The 16,806-nt window shown below is 72.3% G+C and carries 10 protein-coding genes; 7 read left to right on the top strand and 3 right to left on the bottom strand.

The window, feature by feature from the left end; genetic code table 11:
- Positions 1–44: 44 nt before the first annotated feature.
- The 5 genes from ACQHII_RS17100 to moeZ all read left to right on the top strand — a co-directional run bounded on the left by ACQHII_RS17100 (position 45) and on the right by moeZ (position 6,312).
- Entirely contained in the window at positions 45–1,883 is a 1,839-nt protein-coding gene (locus tag ACQHII_RS17100) for a glycosyltransferase (protein ID WP_427920110.1), read from the top strand.
- Positions 1,880–3,229 carry a hypothetical protein gene (locus ACQHII_RS17095; RefSeq protein ID WP_427920109.1) on the top strand — a complete coding sequence of 450 codons (1,350 nt, stop codon included), beginning with the start codon at positions 1,880–1,882 and terminating at the stop codon, positions 3,227–3,229. The genes ACQHII_RS17100 and ACQHII_RS17095 overlap by 4 nt, the downstream gene beginning before the upstream one ends.
- A gap of 144 nt (positions 3,230–3,373) precedes the next feature.
- Positions 3,374–4,333 carry an NAD-dependent epimerase/dehydratase family protein gene (locus tag ACQHII_RS17090; RefSeq protein ID WP_019072106.1) on the top strand — a complete coding sequence of 320 codons (960 nt, stop codon included), beginning with the start codon at positions 3,374–3,376 and terminating at the stop codon, positions 4,331–4,333.
- On the top strand, positions 4,321–5,070 hold the full coding sequence (locus tag ACQHII_RS17085) for a spherulation-specific family 4 protein (protein ID WP_427920108.1): 750 nt from the start codon (positions 4,321–4,323) through the stop codon (positions 5,068–5,070). Before ACQHII_RS17090 ends, ACQHII_RS17085 begins: the two co-directional genes overlap by 13 nt.
- A gap of 63 nt (positions 5,071–5,133) precedes the next feature.
- Positions 5,134–6,312 (top strand): adenylyltransferase/sulfurtransferase MoeZ, encoded by a 1,179-nt coding sequence (moeZ, locus tag ACQHII_RS17080; protein ID WP_427920107.1) that lies wholly within the window; start codon positions 5,134–5,136, stop codon positions 6,310–6,312.
- 74 nt (positions 6,313–6,386) lie between these two features.
- Here the strand turns inward: moeZ and ACQHII_RS17075 are convergent, their stop codons facing one another.
- The 3 genes from ACQHII_RS17075 to ACQHII_RS17065 all read right to left on the bottom strand — a co-directional run bounded on the left by ACQHII_RS17075 (position 6,387) and on the right by ACQHII_RS17065 (position 12,465).
- Positions 6,387–7,943, bottom strand: coding sequence for an alpha/beta hydrolase (locus ACQHII_RS17075; protein WP_427920106.1), 1,557 nt, complete (start codon positions 7,941–7,943; stop codon positions 6,387–6,389).
- A 137-nt stretch (positions 7,944–8,080) separates the two neighbouring features.
- Positions 8,081–9,625 (bottom strand): alpha/beta hydrolase, encoded by a 1,545-nt coding sequence (locus tag ACQHII_RS17070; protein WP_427920105.1) that lies wholly within the window; start codon positions 9,623–9,625, stop codon positions 8,081–8,083.
- Between the two features lie 95 nt (positions 9,626–9,720).
- The gene (locus tag ACQHII_RS17065; protein WP_427920104.1) at positions 9,721–12,465 is read right to left on the bottom strand and encodes a lysylphosphatidylglycerol synthase transmembrane domain-containing protein; all 2,745 of its coding nucleotides are present in this window, start codon (positions 12,463–12,465) and stop codon (positions 9,721–9,723) included.
- A gap of 187 nt (positions 12,466–12,652) precedes the next feature.
- On the opposite strand from ACQHII_RS17065, the gene ACQHII_RS17060 reads away from it, so the two are divergent.
- Together ACQHII_RS17060 and ACQHII_RS17055 are read left to right on the top strand one after the other, a co-directional pair.
- Positions 12,653–13,039, top strand: coding sequence for an MGMT family protein (locus ACQHII_RS17060; protein ID WP_427920103.1), 387 nt, complete (start codon positions 12,653–12,655; stop codon positions 13,037–13,039).
- A 257-nt stretch (positions 13,040–13,296) separates the two neighbouring features.
- On the top strand, positions 13,297–16,782 hold the full coding sequence (locus tag ACQHII_RS17055) for an ATP-dependent helicase (RefSeq protein WP_427920102.1): 3,486 nt from the start codon (positions 13,297–13,299) through the stop codon (positions 16,780–16,782).
- Positions 16,783–16,806: the final 24 nt, after the last annotated feature.

Raw genomic sequence — 16,806 nt, 5'->3', positions numbered from 1 at the left:
TGGTCGTGCGCATAGGACTGGTTACGGAGGGTGGCTATCCGTATGTGAGCGGTGACGCCAGACTCTGGTGCGACCGGCTCGTACGCGGGCTCGGGCAGCACGAGTTCGACGTCTACGCGCTCAGCCGCAGCGAACGCCAGGAGGACGAGGGCTGGCTCGAACTGCCGCCCCAGGTCCGGCGAGTACGTACCGCGCCGCTGTGGAGCACCGAGGACGACGGACCGGCGCTCGGCCGCCGCGCACGCCGGCGGTTCCGCGAGCATTACGAGGAGCTGGCGGCGGTGCTGTGCGCGGGGGATGCGCCGGTGCAGGGGCCGACCGGGTCGGCGGAGTCGCAGCCGTTCCTTTCCGAGTCGGCGGTCTCTGAGCCGGCCGTGTCGGAGTCGGTCGGCTCCGTGAGGCCTGCCGAGTCCTCGGGGCCCGTGTCCGCAGGGCCTTCCGCGCTTTCGGGGGAGGCTTCCGCCGTTGTGGCGGACCGTTTCGCCAACGCGTTGTACGGGCTCGCGGAACTCGCCCGCGACGAGGGCGGACTCGTGTCCGCGCTGCGCTCGGAGAGCGCCGTACGTGCCCTAGAACGCGCCTGTCGTGCGCCCGGCGCACTCCGCACGGCACGCGAGGCGCGCGTACCCGACCTCCTCACGGTCGCCGCGCACGTCGAACGCGCCCTGCGCCCCCTCTCGCTCGACTGGTACGAAGACGACGCCCTCGGCTCCGTGGACCTCTGCCATGCGACGGCCGGCGGCACCGCGGCCCTGCCCGGCCTGCTCGCCCGGCACTTCGCCGGCGTACCGCTGCTGGTGACCGAGTACGGCGTGCAGCTGCGCACGCACTACCTGGCCTCCGCCGACGCCCCGCCCGCCGTCCGGGCCCTGCTCGCCGCCTTCCACGGCAGGCTGGCCGCCGAGGTCTACCGGCGGGCCGCGCTGATCACCCCCGGGAACACCCACACCCGCCGCTGGCAGGAACGCTGCGGCGCCGACCGTACGAAGCTGCGCACGGTCCACCCCGGCATGGAGGCGTCCCGTTTCGCGGAGGTGGGCGAGGCGCCCGACCGCGCCGACGCGGACACGCTGGTGTGGGTGGGCCGTATCGAGCCCGCGAAGGACCTGATCTCCCTGCTCCACGCCTTCGCGGAGATCCGCAGGGAGGAGCCCAAGGCGCGCCTGCGGATCGTCGGCGCGCCCGCCGGTGCCGAGGGCGCGGCCTACCTGGGCCACTGCCGGGCACTGGCCGCACAGCTCTTCCCCGACGAGGCCGAGGGCGTGCACGCGGTCGGCGACAACCCGGTGTCCTTCGAGGAGATCGGCGGCCCGGAGGCACCCACGCTCGCCGAGGCGTACGCGTCCGGCACGGTGATCGTCCTGTCGAGCGTCGTCGAGGGCTTCCCGATCGGTCTGGTCGAAGCCATGTTCTGCGGCCGGGCGACCGTGTCCACGGACGTCGGCGCGGTGGTCGAGGTCATCGGCGGCACGGGACTCGTCGTGCCCCCGCGCAATCCAAGGGCGCTCGCCGAGGCGTGCGTGACCCTGTTGCGCGACTCCGAGCGCCGTGAGCGCCTGGGCGCCGCCGCGCGCGCCCGCGCACTCGAACTGTTCACCGTCGAGCAGAACATCGCGGCATTTCACGGCATTTACCTGGAGGTCGTCTCCCACTCCCCGGTCCACCGCGTCGTCCTCGACGACACCGGCGAACCCCTCCCGTTCGCCGCCCCCGCGGAGTCCCACGTTCCCGGCCGCTGGACCGGCCGCCCCACGGCTGACTCGACCACCGGCTCTACGGCAGCCCCCGCGGCACGCGTCGTGGCTCGCGGCGGCCCACGCTGGGCGGCGGGAGCGCCGGTACGCGCCACCGCTCCGGTGCCGACGACGGAGGCGGCCCGATGAGCGGCCTCGGCGAACTCGACCGCCCCGGAACGCCCGCCAGCGCGGAGGCATGGGACGAGCAGTCGGGGGAGTGGCTCGGAGGACGGGAGGAGCCGGAGCCCGAAACGGAGCCGGAAACGGACCCCGAAACGGAGCCGACGGCGGAGAACGCGCGGGCCGACGACGACACCGATTCGCCGACCGCGCGCCCCGCCCCCGTACAGCCCCCTCACGCGACCGACCGCAGGCCCGCCCCCGCCCGGCGCGGTGCCGCCGACCCCGTGAAGGCGCTGATGCACCGGCATCGCGAACTGTGCGAGCGGGCCGTCGACCCGCTGGAGATCGCGGCGGGCCTTGAGGCGCACGGTCTCACCGACCGGACCGCCACCCGCTTCCGGCACCGTGACGTCTTCTCGCTCGCCGAGGAGATGTACGCGCGCGTGCCCCGCCCCGACACGGCTGCCACGCACTCCGACACCGACGCCGTTGCCGCGCCCGCGCCCCGCGCCGCCTGGGCCGTACGCGTCCTGCTGCCCGGAGCCCTCTGCGCCGCGGCCGTGACCGGCGTGCGGCTCACGGACGGTCGGGTGCGGCCGGCGGTGGCCGTCGCCGGTGTCCTCGCCGTGGCGTTCGGCGTGCGCATGGCGCTTCGGCGCGGCCCCCTGAGCACCCCGCCCGGCACCCCCGCTTGGCGCACCCCGCCCGGCACGCGCCTGTGGACGTACTGGCTGCTCGCCTACGCCCTCCTCGGCGACGGTCTGCTCCGCGCCGCTGACGACGGCGGCCCCGACAACCTGCCGACCGGCATCGCCGGCGGACCCTGGCCCACGGCCACCGCACCCGTCCTGGCCCTCACCCTGGCCTGTGTCCCAGCGGCCTGGTGCGCCCACCACTTCGCCGTACGCGCCCGGCGCGAGCTCGCCACCAGCCGCGGCCTGGAGGACTTCGCCGACTCCGTGCAGCCGCTCCTACTCGGCACGTTCGCCCTCTTCGTGTGTGCCCTCGCTGCCCTCCTCGCTCTCTGCGGAGCCGTCCTGGGCGAGCCCGCCGCGTACGCGCAGGGCGTCACGCTGGGCGCGCTCCTGCTGCTCGCCCGCCTTCTCTTCGTGCACGGCTTCACCCGTGCCCCGGCCTTCGCCCTGGGCGCGGCAGCCGCGGCGGAGGCCACGGTCCTGGCCCTGGACCTCATCGGCCGACTCCCCGACTGCGGCTTCCTGGCCACCCCCGTCGAGACCCTCCTGGGCTCCTGGGGACCGGGCGGCATTCCCGCCCTGGCCTGCGGAGCGGCCGCCCTGACCCTCCTGTTCCACACCACCCGCACGCTGACCAGAGCCTCCGCGCACGCGCCGGCGGACGAGCCGCGGTGACGCCGCCATGACCTCGAACCAACCGGCCCCGTCACCCGGCCGCAGGCGCCCGGCCCCACCGCCGGAGGCAACCGCACCACCTTGTGAAGGAGAACACCAGATGATCACCTCCCGATCCGGAGAGTCGGCCACGGGAGCCGTCCGATGAGGGTCCTGCTGATCGGAGCCAACGGCTATCTCGGCCGGTTCGTCGCCGACCGCCTGCTCGCCGACCCGGCCGTCCAGCTCACCGCGCTCGGCCGCGGCGACGACGCCGACGTCCGCTTCGACCTCGCGTCCGGCAGTCCCGGAGCACTCACCCGCTTCCTTGACGCCGTCCACCCCGGAGTCGTCGTCAACTGCGCCGGTGCCACCAGGGGCGGCGCCCGCGAACTCACCCGGCACAACACCGTCGCCGTCGCGACCGTCTGCGAGGCGCTGCGCCGCAGTGGCTGCGGAGCCCGGCTCGTGCAGATCGGCTGCGGCGCGGAGTACGGCCCCAGCCAGCCCGGTTCCTCCACGGCCGAGGACGCCGTCCCCCGCCCTGGCGGCCCGTACGGCGTCAGCAAACTCGCCGCCACCGAACTGGTCCTGGGCTCCGGTCTCGACGCCGTCGTCCTGCGCGTCTTCTCGCCCGCGGGACCGGGGACCCCGGCCGGCTCCCCGCTCGGCCGGCTCGCCGAGGCCATGCGCCGGGCCATGCAGTCCGGCGACGGCGAACTCAAGCTCGGCGGCCTCGGCGCGCAGCGCGACTTCGTCGACGTACGGGACGTGGCCCGCGCCGTCCACGCCGCCTCGCTCTCCGCCGCGCAGGGCGTCATCAACATCGGCTCGGGCCGCGCGGTCCGGCTGCGCGACGCCGCCTCCGTCCTTGCCCGCGTCGCCGGATACGGCGGAGCGCTGCATGAACTCGACGGTCCGCCCGGACCGCTGCGGGCCGCCATCGGCCACCCCCGCAGCGACCCCGACCACGCGGCCCCGGTCGCGTACCCGTACCCGGACGGCTGCGGCAGCTGGCAGCAGGCCGATGTGCGCACCGCGCGCGACCGGCTCGGCTGGCGGCCCCGGATCAACCTGGAGGAGTCCCTCGCCGACATCTGGATGGAGGCGGCGTGCCGCATCTGACCAGCACGACCCCGGGCACCGCGAGCACCGCCGTCCGCACCGGCTTCGGGATCCCCGGCTACGCGCACCCCCTCGTCGCGCCGGCCGAGTGGGGCGGACTCACCCGCCCCGGCACCCCCTTGCACTGGGTCGTCCTCAATGTCTCCTCCGGCCCGGGGGCGCGTCCCGATCCGCACTGCCTGGAAGCGGCCGGTCGGCTGCGCAACATGGGCATCCGCGTGCTCGGCCACCTGGACGCCGCGTACGGCGCCCGTGCCTTCGGCGAGCTGATCTCCGAGGCGCACCGCTATCTCGACTGGTACCGGGCCGACGGTTTCCTCCTGGACCGCTGCCCGACCGGAGGCACCGCGCTCCCCGAGGTCCGCCGTACGGTCGCCACGCTCCGCGAGATCCGTGACGGCGCCCATGTCGTCCTGGGGCACGGCACCCACCCGCACCCCGGATACGCCGAGTTCGCCGACCAGTTGGTGACCTTCTCCGGCCCGTGGAGCGACTACCGCTGGTCGCAGGTGGCCGAGTGGACCGCCGACCACCCGCCCGAACGCTTCTGTCACTTCGTGCACAGCGTTCCGCGCGGTCATCTCGACGAGGCGCTGCGCATCGCCCGCTGGCAGGGTGCCTCGACGATCTACTTCACCGACCGCACCGATCGCGGGGGCCGCACCGACCCCTGGGAGACGATGCCCGGCTACTGGGACGAGATCGTCTCGCGGATCGGAACGGGTGTCTCGGAATGAAGAGGGGCATGGCAGTGTTACGGGGAGAACAACTGTAGTGATTGACCGACCAACGGAGTCCCCGTGTCGCTGCCACCCCTGGTCGAGCCGGCTGCCGAGCTCACCGTAGACGAGGTCCGCAGGTACTCCCGCCACCTGATCATCCCCGACGTGGGCATGGACGGGCAGAAGCGGCTGAAGAACGCCAAGGTGCTCTGCGTGGGCGCCGGCGGTCTGGGTTCGCCGGCGCTGATGTACCTGGCCGCGGCGGGCGTGGGCACGCTCGGCATCGTGGAGTTCGACGAGGTCGACGAGTCGAACCTGCAGCGCCAGATCATCCACAGCCAGGCCGACATCGGCCGCTCCAAGGCGGAGTCGGCGCGCGACTCCGTGCTGGGCATCAACCCGTACGTGAACGTGGTCCTGCACGAAGAGCGGCTCGAGGCCGAGAACGTGATGGACATCTTCAGCCAGTACGACCTGATCGTCGACGGCACGGACAACTTCGCGACCCGCTACCTGGTCAACGACGCCGCCGTACTGCTGAACAAGCCGTACGTGTGGGGTTCGATCTACCGCTTCGACGGCCAGGCCTCCGTCTTCTGGTCCGAGCACGGTCCCTGCTACCGCTGCCTCTACCCGGAGCCCCCGCCCCCCGGCATGGTCCCCTCCTGCGCCGAGGGCGGCGTCCTGGGCGTGCTGTGCGCGTCCATCGGCTCCATCCAGGTCACCGAGGCGATCAAGGTCCTCACCGGTGTCGGCGACCCGCTCGTCGGCCGCCTGATGATCTACGACGCCCTGGAGATGCAGTACCGCCAGGTCAAGGTCCGCAAGGACCCCAACTGCGCGGTGTGCGGCGACAACCCGACCGTCACCGAGCTCATCGACTACGAAGCCTTCTGCGGCGTCGTCTCCGAGGAGGCCCAGCAGGCCGCCGCCGGCTCGACGATCACTCCCAAGCAGCTCAAGGAGTGGATCGACGACGGCGAGAACATCGAGATCATCGATGTCCGCGAGGTCAACGAGTACGAGATCGTCTCGATCCCCGGCGCCAAGCTGATCCCCAAGAACGAGTTCCTCATGGGCACCGCTCTGGAGACCCTCCCGCAGGACAAGAAGATCGTCCTGCACTGCAAGACGGGTGTCCGCAGTGCGGAAGTCCTCGCCGTCCTGAAGTCGGCGGGCTTCGCCGACGCGGTCCACGTCGGCGGCGGCGTGATCGGCTGGGTCAACCAGATCGAGCCCGACAAGCCGGTCTACTAGGCACACGCCTTCCCGGGAGGGGCTCGGCACCACAGGTGCCGGGCCCCTTTCCGCTGCCCGGGCGGGCGCGGACGCTACGAGGCGCAGACCTTGCCGTCCTTGGGCACCGTCCCCTTCAGCAGATACGCGTCCACCGTCGAGTCGACACAGTCGCTCCCACTGCCGTACGCCCCATGGCCCTCGCCCTTCCAGGTGAGCTCCACACCGACGCCCTTGCCCAGCTCGTCGACCATCTTGCGGGCACCCTCGTACGGCGTCGCCGGGTCCCCCGTGTTGCCGACCACCAGGATCGGCGCCGCACCGGGCGCGCTGACCTCCGGGGTCTCGTACTGCCCGGCCACCGGCCAGTCGTGACACCACCCGGCCGTGTCCCAGCCCAGGAAGTCGCCGAACACGGGGGAGATCTTCTCGAACTCCGGCAGCAGCTTCTGCGTCTGCTCGGGTGTCGGCCGCTGCTTGTCGTCCAAGCACGATATGACCCGTTGGGAATGCGTCGTCGTGCCGTAGTGCCCCGCGCTGTCACGGTCGTTGTAGCCGTCGGCGAGCGCCAGCAGCTCCGAGCCGTCGCCCTCCTTCGCGGAGTCCAGAGCGCTGGTCAGAGTGGGCCAGCTCTCCTTGCTGTACAGCGGAAGGACGATGCCGGTCAGGGCGAGCGTCTGGGTCAGCTTGCGCCCCGTCGAGGTCGCGAGCGGTTTGGCGTCGATCTGCTTCAGCAGGGCCGCGATCTTCTTCGAGCCCTGCGCGGGGTCCTGTCCCGTCGACTTGAGGTAGTCGTCCAGGGCGCGCTGGAAGCCCCGGGTCTGGTTCAGGGCGTGGCCCACCGAGTCGGCGCTCGGGTCGACGACCGCGTCCAGGATCAGCCGCCCCACCTTCGTCGGGAACAAGTGGGCGTAGACACCGCCGAGTTCGGTGCCGTACGAGATGCCGAAGTAGTGCATCTTCGTGTCACCGAGGACCTGGCGCATCAGGTCCATGTCGCGGGCCGTGTCGGTCGTCGACACGTGCGACATCAGCTTTCCGGCGGCCTTCTCGCATCCCTTGCCGAAGTCGGTGGCGTCCTGGAAGTACGCCTTCTCCTCGGCCGGTGTGTCCGGTGTGGCGTCCACGTCCTCGGCGGCCTGGATCGCCTTGTCGCTGCGGCACCGGACGCCCTCGCTGGCGGCGACCCCGCGCGGGTCCCAGCTCACCAGGTCGTAGTGCTCGTGCAGCGCGGACACGGTGGTGGAGTACGCCGGCATGTAGTCCACGCCCGAGCCGCCGGGGCCGCCGAAGTTGAACAGGAGCGAGCCGATGCGGTCGCCGCCGGTCGCCTTCGAGCGGATCAGCGCGAGCCCGATCGTGGAGCCGTCCGGCTTCGCCCAGTCCAGCGGCACCTTCAGCGTCGCGCACTGCCAGTCGCTGCTGGGCGCGGCCGAGTCGCCGGTGGCCTTGCAGCGCCCCCAGCCGAGCTTCTGCGCGGTCAGCGACGCGGGCAGCGCGGCCGTCGTGGAAGAGGACGAGTCGGCCGTGGACGGCTTGGCGTCCCCCGCGCCAGCGCCGTCCTTACCGTCGTCGGACGAGCCGCTGCTACAGCCGGCCGTCAGCAGTGCAGCGGCGGCCATCAGGGCCGTCCACCGTACGAATCGCGCCATGTGCATTCCCCCCTCGCAGGCCGTCCGCGTCACGCCGCGGATGGCGGTCAGGCCATAGTAGGCGGCACGAGCCGAGCCCGTGACGGCCTGTGGATAACCGTTTGACCTGCGCTTTTGCTTGGATTTCAGATGGAGGGTCAGGAGCAGACGGTGCCGGCCGCCGGCACTTTTCCGTTCAGCAGATAGCCGTTCACCGCGCTTTGCACGCACTTGTTCTTGCTGTCGTACGCCCCGTGCCCCTGGCCCTTGTACGTCAGCTCGACCGCGACGCCCTTGCCCAGCGCGTCCACCATCTTCCGCGCGCCCTCGTACGGCGTGGCCGGGTCGCCGGTGTTGCCCACGACGAGGATCGGCGCCGAACCGGCCGCGCTCACGTCGGGATGGTCGGCGGCACCCGGCACCGCCCAGTCGGTGCAGGTGACCATGCCCCAGGCCAGGAAGTCCCCGAACAAGGGGGAGGCCGCCCGGAACTCGGGCAGCTTCTGCTCCACGTAGTCGGCCGTGTAACGCGGCTTGTCGTCGGCGCAGTTGATGGCGACGTTGGCCGCGGTGATGTTGCTGTACTCGCCGTTCTCGCTGCGCCCGTTCATCGAGTCGGACAGCGCCATGAGGACCTTGCCGTCACCGCTGTAGGCCTGTTCGAGGCCCTCGGTGAGGTACTCCCAGAAGTCCTTGGAGTACAGGGCCTGCGCGATGCCGTTGGTCGCGGCGGTCTGGGTCAGCTGGCGGGGGAAGATGCCCGGGATCGGTTTGCTGTCGAGGCTCGTGAGCAGCTTGGCGATGCGGTCCTTGACGTCCTGCGCGGTGTCGCCGATCGGGCAGTCCGTGGTCTTCGACGTGCAGTCGTCGGCGAAGTTGTCGAGCGCCAGCTGAAAGCCCTTGGCCTGTCCCAGGGAGCCCTGTTCGGAGTTCTGGGTGGGGTCGACGACCGCGTCGAACACTGCGCGGCCCACGTGCTTGGGGAACAAGTGGGCGTAGACGCCGCCGAGTTCGGTGCCGTAGGAGATGCCGAAGTAGTGGAGCTTGTCGTCGCCGAGGACCTGGCGCATCAGGTCCATGTCGCGGGCCGCGTCGGTGGTGCGCACCTGGGGGAGCATCTTCTTGGAGTTCTTCTCGCAGGCCGCGTTGAACTGCTTGGTGTTGGCCAGGAGCTTGGTCCGCTCGGCCGCGTCGTCCGGTGTGGCGTCCTGCTGGAAGTACTCGTCGAGCTGTGAGTCGCTCTCGCACTTGACGCCGGCGCTGCGGCCGACTCCGCGCGGGTCGAAGCTCACCAGGTCGTAGCGGGTGCGCAGGGTCGCGTAGTCGTCGCCGAACGCGGGCAGGGTGGTGACGCCCGAGCCGCCGGGGCCGCCGAAGTTGAAGACGAGCGACCCGATCCGCTTGTTCGCGGGACCACTGGTCTTCGCCCGGACCAGGGCGATCCCGATCGTGTCGCCCTTGGGCTTGTTCCAGTCGAGCGGCGCCTTCATGGTGGCGCACTGCCACTTGTCGCCGTTCGGCAGTGGCGACGGCGCTGCGCCGCCGCCCTCCGACCCGGACGGGGCCGGGCAGTCCTTCCAGCTGAGCTTCTGGGCCGTCGGATCCTCGTCCTTGGAGTCGCCGCCGCAGCCCGCCAGCGTGGCGGACAGCAGGAGGACAGTGGCGGTCAGGGCAGCGGCACGCAGCCGGGAGGGGTTCGGCATGGTCCCATCCTGAGGTCGCACACGGCAGGGCGCTCGGGGCACGGGCCGTACGAGGTACGCACGCGTGCGTACCCCATGTTCCTCGTGGGCGTGCTCTACAGGGAGCCCTTGCGGGACAGGTGGTTGAAGAACAGCCAGCCGGGCAGCACCGGGATCCACAGCGTCAGCAGCCGGTACAGCAGCACCGCCGGAGCGGCGACCTCCTTGGGCAGGCCGACGGCGATCAGACCGAGCGTCAGGCTCGCCTCGACCGCGCCCACACCGCCGGGCGTCGGGGCCGCGGAACCGAGCGCGTTGCCCGCGAGGAAGACGACCGCGACGCTCGCCAGGCTGAGCGACGTCGACTGGTCGCCGAACGCCCGGATCGACGCGTCCAGGCACATCACGAAGCAGGCCGTCAGCAGCAGCATGCCGCCGATGCCGGTGACCAGCTTCTGCGGCCGCTGCAGCACGTCGAGCATGCGCGGGATCACGCCCGCGAACAGCGACCGCACGCGCGTGACGAGGAACTTCCGCAGGAACGGCACCGAGGTCACCACGAGCACGAGCACCGCCACCGTCAACAGCCCGGCGATCACCGTCCTGGACGGCGACAGCGACGGCGTCTTCTCGGTGCCGGTGAGATAGCCGAACGACAGCAGCATCAGGATGTGGCAGCCCAGGCCGAACAACTGCGAGGCGCCGACACTGGCCACCGCGAGCCCGGGCCGCACCCCGGCACGCTGGAGGAAGCGGGTGTTCAGGGCGACACCGCCGACCGCGGCCGGGGCCACGATCTTCACGAACGACCCGGCGACCTGTGCCGCCACGGTCCGCAGGAACGGCACCCGCTCCGGCACGAACCCCAGGAGGGCCATCGCCGCCGCGAAGTAGCTCAGCGCCGAGAACAGCACGGCCGCGGCCACCCAGCCCCACTGGGCGTTGGCGACGAGCGGCCCGAACTCGATGTGCGTGAGCTGCGTCAGCAGGAAGTACGCGCCGATCGCACCGGCGATGAAACTGATCAGCGTCCGTGGCCGCACCCGCTCCAGACGGGCCGGCTCGACCGGCGCCTGCGGCCTGATCAACAGCACCTGGTGGCGGATCTGGGTCAGCAGATCCTCCTCGCGCGCCTCGTCCAGGGCATCGTCGATGGCCCGCTTCTCGGCCCGCTGCTCCGCCCGTACGGCCTTCTTGTCGGGCTTCTCGAGTACGGGCGCCGAGCCGCTCTCCGAGTTCGCCTCGGCGTGCGCCAGCCGGGTCTGCCGGGACGCCTCAAGGATCGCCTCGCGCTCCCGCTGGGCCCGCTCCCGGGACAGCCGGCGCAGCGTCGCGCGCGTGGAGCGCGACAGCGCGATGGGCTGGAGCATCGGCAGACAGTCGGCCACGGCGTCGGGGCCGAGGACACCGACCGCCGACGCCACCGCGCGCTCGGCGCCCACCCGTAGCCCGAGCGTCGTCACCAACTGGGCGACGTCCATGCGCAGCAGCAGCTCACCGGCCGCGATCTCGCCGCCGCGCAGGTCGGTCAGGATCACCTTGCCGGAACGATCCACCAGAATCGCGTCACCGGCGAGCCTGCGGTGGGCGATGCGCCGTGACTGCAACGCCTGCACCTGGTGCCAGGTCAGGCGCAGCAGATCGTCGGTGATCTCGTCGTCCGCGAGCGAGTCGAGGGTGCGCCCGCCGGTGTGCTCGTAGACGAGCATGACGGCGTCCGGGCCGAGCTCCGAGGTCGCGATCAGCTTGGGGGCGTTGGCCCCGGCGGCGATCGCCGCGTAGGCGAGCAGGGCCTCCTGCTCCAGCGCCTGGCGCAGCGACTGGAGGCTGCTGCGGGTCGCGAAGCCGCGCAGCGTCAGATTGCGCCACGCGCGGTAGAAGAAGCCCTGGGCCTGCTGTTCCCGGTCGACCACGGTGACGTCCAGCGGCGGACCGTCCTCCAGGGTGACGAAGTAGCGCCGGCCGCGATCGCCGTTCTCCGTGTCGACGGCCTCCTCGCGGGCCGCGCCCACGGGGTGGAAGCCGACCGTCCGCAGGCCGGCCATCAGCGTCCGGCCGGTGGGACGCACGTTCGGGGAGCCCACCGCGTACAGCGTCCCGTAGGCGACGGTCCAGCCGATCAGCACCGTCAGGATGATCGAGAACGGGGTCGTGTACCCGGTGACCAGCATCGAGAACGCGTCCAGCAGCAGCACGATCCACAGCACGGAGCGCCAGCGCGGCCTGCGGGACATGCCGACGGCCGTCATATAGGCGATGACGGGCGCCAGATAGCCGTGCACCGGGTCGGTGAGCGCATGGATGTCACCGGGGGAGGGCTGGGTGAGCGCCTCCTGGATGGACCCCGGGGCGGCCTTGGCGACCCACAGGTCCGTGGCGAGCGTCACTCCGTGCGCGAGGACCGCCGCGAGCACGCCGTCGGCGATGCGCAGCCCGTCCCGCTTGATCAGCCGCTCGATCGCGAAGGCGACCGGCACCAGCAGGATGGCGATGCTCGACGCCAGCCCCGCGATCTTGATCAGCAGGTCGGGCGCCTGGCCGGTGCCCTTGTTGATGTCCTGTTCGAGCCCCGAGGTCGTGCCGTGCGCGAACGCGGCGATCGCGAGCAGTACGACGATCGCGAGAACGCCCACCAGGAGGCGCATGAGATCGGAAGGGCGGTGCACGCGCGCGGGGAGGAGCGGTTCGTCGCCCTCGACCTCTTCGGCGTGCATGTCGCCGTCGCAGTCGTCGGGGCCGGGCGTGGGCGCCTCGACGGGATCCTCCGAGGGGTCCTGCTCGGGCGCGTCGGCGGTGTCCGGGCGCGACGCAGCGTCAGAGGTGCCCTCCGCGTCTTCGGGGTGCACACCCTGCTGCTTCATCGTCTCTTCTTGATCTCGTATCACCTGTTCACCGCCCGCACGATGGTGGCATGCCCCACCGACACACGGGGGCATCAGGGTGCAAATGCGGGGGCGCACAGTCTGCCCCAAGCGCCGCTCCGGGGCGAGGGATACCCACACTCGCCAGCGCGTCGCGTTGTCGGTGGTGTGCGGCAGGATGGGGCGGATGAGCGAGCAGAGCCTTCCGGACGACACCGGCCCGGAGCACGCGGATGCGCTGCCCGAGTACGCGGAGCGGGTCCTCGACGTGGCCGAACGCATCCCGCCCGGGCGCGTCATGACGTACGGCGACGTCGCCGAATGGCTGGAGGAGGGCGGGCCGCGCCAGGTCGGCCGGGTGATGGCCCTCTACGGAGGAGCCGTCGAGTGGTGGCGCGTCGTCCGCGCGGACGGCGTGCTGCTCCCCGGCCACGAACTGGAGGCCCTCGCCCGCTACCGCGAGGAGGGCACTCCTCTGAAGGAGGCGAACAGAGCCGCCGAGGGCCACCTGCCGCGCGTCGACATGAAACGGGCGCGATGGGACGGCGGCGAACGCGCGGACGGTCACACCTGACAGCTTCCGCCATCGGACCCGCCCCGGTGCGGCCTGTGGCCCGTACGGGGGAAACAGGGCACGTCCGTGGCATGCCGTACGTTCGAGGGGCGAGGGACACACGGGTCGTGAGAGCCGCGGGGGAAGAAGCAGAAGTCCCGCTTCCGTACGACCCGTCGGCGTAGCGTCGGCTGCACGCGTCCCCCTCACCCCGCTGCCACCGCCCCCGACGCGCGGCAGCCTGCCAACCAGTACACCCACCAGGACCGGCGAACCACGTGAGCTCCTCTTCCTCCACCAGGCGCCTGTCGCACCCCCAGGTGCGACAGGGGAACCGTGGCGCTTACCGACTGGTGCGTACCCCGCCGACCCGGCCGGCTCCCCCTCACCTGGACGCGCCACAGCGCTCGGTGGTTGACCATGGGGCCGGTCCGCTCCTCGTCCTCGCAGGTCCCGGCACCGGCAAGACCACCACCCTCGTGGAGTCCGTCGCGGCCCGGATCGCCCGGGGAGGTGACCCCGCGCGGATCCTCGTGCTGACGTTCAGCCGCAAGGCCGCCGTCGAACTGCGCGACCGCATGGCACTGCGCATCGGCGCCGCCCGCGCGCCCCGGGCCACCACCTTCCACTCGTTCTGCTACGCCCTGGTCCGCGCCCACCAGGACAGCGAACTGTTCGTCGAGCCCCTACGGCTGCTCTCCGGCCCCGAACAGGACGTCGCCGTACGCGAACTGCTCGCCGGCCAGCCCGACCTGGAGCGGCTCGGCCTCGCGCACGTGCGCTGGCCGGACGAACTGCGGGCCTGCCTGACCACCCGCGGCTTCGCCGACGAGGTCCGCGCGGTCCTCGCCCGCAGCCGCGAACTCGGCCTGGGCCCCGACGCCCTCGACGCCTTCGCCCGCCGCATCGGCCGCCCCGACTGGCGGGCAGCCGCCGCCTTCCTCGCCGAGTACCTCGACGTACTCGACCTCCAAGGAGTGCTCGACTACGCGGAACTGGTCCACCGCGCGGTGCTGCTCGCCCACCGCCCCGAGGCCGCCGAACGGCTCGCCGCGCAGTACGACGCCGTGTTCGTGGACGAGTACCAGGACACCGACCCGGCCCAGGTACGGCTGCTGCACGCCCTCGCCGGCGGCGGCCGCACCCTCGTCGCCTTCGGCGACCCCGACCAGTCGATCTACACGTTCCGGGGCGCCGATGTGAACGGCATCCTGGACTTCCCGAGCGCCTTCCCGCGCGCGGACGGCACCCCCGCCCCCGTGGAGGTGCTCCGGACCTCCCGCCGTTCCGGCGCCGGCCTGTTGACCGCCACCCGCCTGCTGACCCAGCGCATGCCCCTGACCCGGCTCCCGGCCCAGAAGGTGCGCGCCCACCGCGAGCTGTCCCCGGTGCGCGACGGTGGACGCGTCGAGGTGTACACGTACCCGACCCCCGGCACGGAGCTGGACAACATCGCCGACATCCTCCGCAGGGCACACCTGGAGGACGGCGTCCCCTGGAAGGACATGGCCGTCCTGGTGCGCGCCGGCTCCCGGACGATCCCCACGGTCCGACGCGCCCTCACCGCGGCCGGCGTCCCCCTGGACATCGACGGCGACGACCTGCCGCTCCGGCACGAGCCGGCGGTGGCCCCGCTGCTGACGGCGCTGCGGGCGGTCGCCACGGCGGAGGCGTCGGCACGCCCCGAGGACGACACCGAAGCCGTGCGGGGCAATGAAGCCGTACAGGCCGAAGAGGATGCCGAAGACGTGGGCGCCGTGCCGGAAGCCGACGGCACAGACGCCGTGCCGGAAGCCGACGCTGTGGACACCGCCGTAGAAGGAGACGGCGAACAGGCCCCGCCGGAAGCCGATCCCGAAGATCCGCCCGCCGCCACCCCCTCCTGGCTCGACACCGAGACCGCCCTCACCCTGCTCGCCTCGCCCCTCGCCGCCATGGACGCCGCCGATCTGCGCCGCCTGGGCCGGGCGCTGCGGGAGGAGGAGCGGGCCGGTGGCAACCCCGTGCCGCCGCCCTCCGACGAGTTGCTCACGCGGGCGCTCGCCGAGCCGGAGCGGCTGGTCGCGCACGACCCCACGTACGCGCGTGGTGCCCAGCGCCTGGGCGCGCTGCTGCGCAAGGCACGGGAGCGCCTGGCGGGCGGCGGTACGGCCGAGGAGGCGCTGTGGGACCTCTGGCAGGGCACCCCCTGGCCCGGGCGCCTGGAGCGGGCCACGCTGCGCGGCGGCGCGGCCGGGCGCAACGCGGACCGGGACCTGGACGCCGTCTGCGCGCTGTTCGCGACCGCGGCCCGCGCGGAGGAGCGCACCGGGGGCCGCGGCGCCCTCAACTTCCTGGAGGAGATCGACGCCGAGGACATCGCCGCCGACACCCTCACCCGGCGTGCCGTACGCCCCGACGCCGTACGCCTGATGACCGCGCACCGCTCCAAGGGCCTGGAGTGGCGGGTGGTCGTCGTGGCCGGTGTCCAGGAGGGCCTGTGGCCGGACCTGCGCCGCCGCGGCTCGCTCCTGGAGGCGGACCGCATCGGCCGCGACGGACTCGCTGAACCGCTCACCCCAGGGGCACTGCTCGCCGAGGAACGCCGCCTGTTCTACGTTGCTGCCACGCGCGCGCGTGAACGCCTCGTAGTCACCGCTGTGAAGGCACCCGCCGACGACGGCGACCAGCCCTCCCGCTTCCTCACCGAACTCGGCGTCGAGCCCAAGGACGTCACAGGGCGCCCGCGCCGCCCGCTGTCCGTCGCCGCACTGGTCGCCGAGCTGCGCGCCACGACCGTCGACCCGCGCGTGTCCGACACCCTCAGGGAGGCCGCCGCGCGGAGGCTGGCCCGGCTGGCCGCGCTCGCCGACGAGGACGGCCGCCCGCTGGTCCCGTCCGCGCACCCCTACCGCTGGTGGGGCATGTTCGAGCCGACCGAGAGCAAGGTGCCGCTGCGCGACCGCGACCAGCCCGTCGTGCTCTCCGGAAGCGCCCTCGACCAGCTCGCCAACACCTGTGCCCTGCAATGGTTCCTGGGCCGCGAGGTGAAGGCCGACGCCCCCGCAACCGCGGCCCAGGGCTTCGGGAACGTGGTGCACGTCCTCGCCGACGAGGTCGCCTCCGGACGCACCCCCGCCGACCTGGCCGTCCTCATGGAACGCCTCGACACCGTGTGGAACGCGCTCGCCTTCGACGCGCCCTGGAAGTCGGCGCAGGAGAAGGACAACGCGCGCGTGGCGCTCGAACGCTTCCTGAAGTGGCATGTCGACTCCAACAGCCTCCGCGCCAGCCGCACCCCGGTCGCCAGCGAGCACGACTTCGACGTCACCCTCGAAGCGGGCGACTACGAGGTGCGCATCCGCGGCTCCATGGACCGCGTCGAGACGGACCACGAGGGGCGCGCCTACGTCGTCGACTTCAAGACCGGCAAGCAGACGCCGACCGCCCGCGAGGTGGAACGCCACCCCCAACTCGCCGTCTACCAACTCGCCGTCCAGGAAGGCGCCGTGGACGACGCCTTCGACGGAGTGCGCCCAGAGCCGGGCGGCGCCGAACTCGTCCAGCTGCGCCAGGGCGCCGCCGTACGGGACGGCGGCGAGACCCTGCCCAAGGTGCAGGCCCAGGAGCCCCTGGAGGGGGAGTGGGCCGGTGAACTGCTGGCCACGGCCGCGGGCAAGGTCCTCGACGAACGGTTCACGCCGAAGACCGGCCAGCACTGCGCGCACTGCGCGTTCCGGGCCTCGTGCAGCGCGCGGCCCGAGGGGCGGCACGTGGTCGAGTAGCGCGCGTGACACATCGCACCACCC

The sequence above is a fragment of the Streptomyces sp. cg40 genome (assembly GCF_050320165.1).
Taxonomy (GTDB): domain Bacteria; phylum Actinomycetota; class Actinomycetes; order Streptomycetales; family Streptomycetaceae; genus Streptomyces; species Streptomyces hokutonensis.
Note: the sequence above shows the minus strand (reverse complement) of the source record. Positions and strands in the feature narration are given on the sequence as shown.

Coding starts and splice junctions, on each gene's coding strand:
- ACQHII_RS17095 (WP_427920109.1), top strand. CDS start 1,880: ATGAGCGGCCTCGGCGAACTCGACCGCCCCGGAACGCCCGCCAGCGCG.
- ACQHII_RS17070 (WP_427920105.1), bottom strand. CDS start 9,625: ATGCCGAACCCCTCCCGGCTGCGTGCCGCTGCCCTGACCGCCACTGTC.
- ACQHII_RS17060 (WP_427920103.1), top strand. CDS start 12,653: ATGAGCGAGCAGAGCCTTCCGGACGACACCGGCCCGGAGCACGCGGAT.
- ACQHII_RS17075 (WP_427920106.1), bottom strand. CDS start 7,943: ATGGCGCGATTCGTACGGTGGACGGCCCTGATGGCCGCCGCTGCACTG.
- ACQHII_RS17065 (WP_427920104.1), bottom strand. CDS start 12,465: ATGAAGCAGCAGGGTGTGCACCCCGAAGACGCGGAGGGCACCTCTGAC.
- ACQHII_RS17090 (WP_019072106.1), top strand. CDS start 3,374: ATGAGGGTCCTGCTGATCGGAGCCAACGGCTATCTCGGCCGGTTCGTC.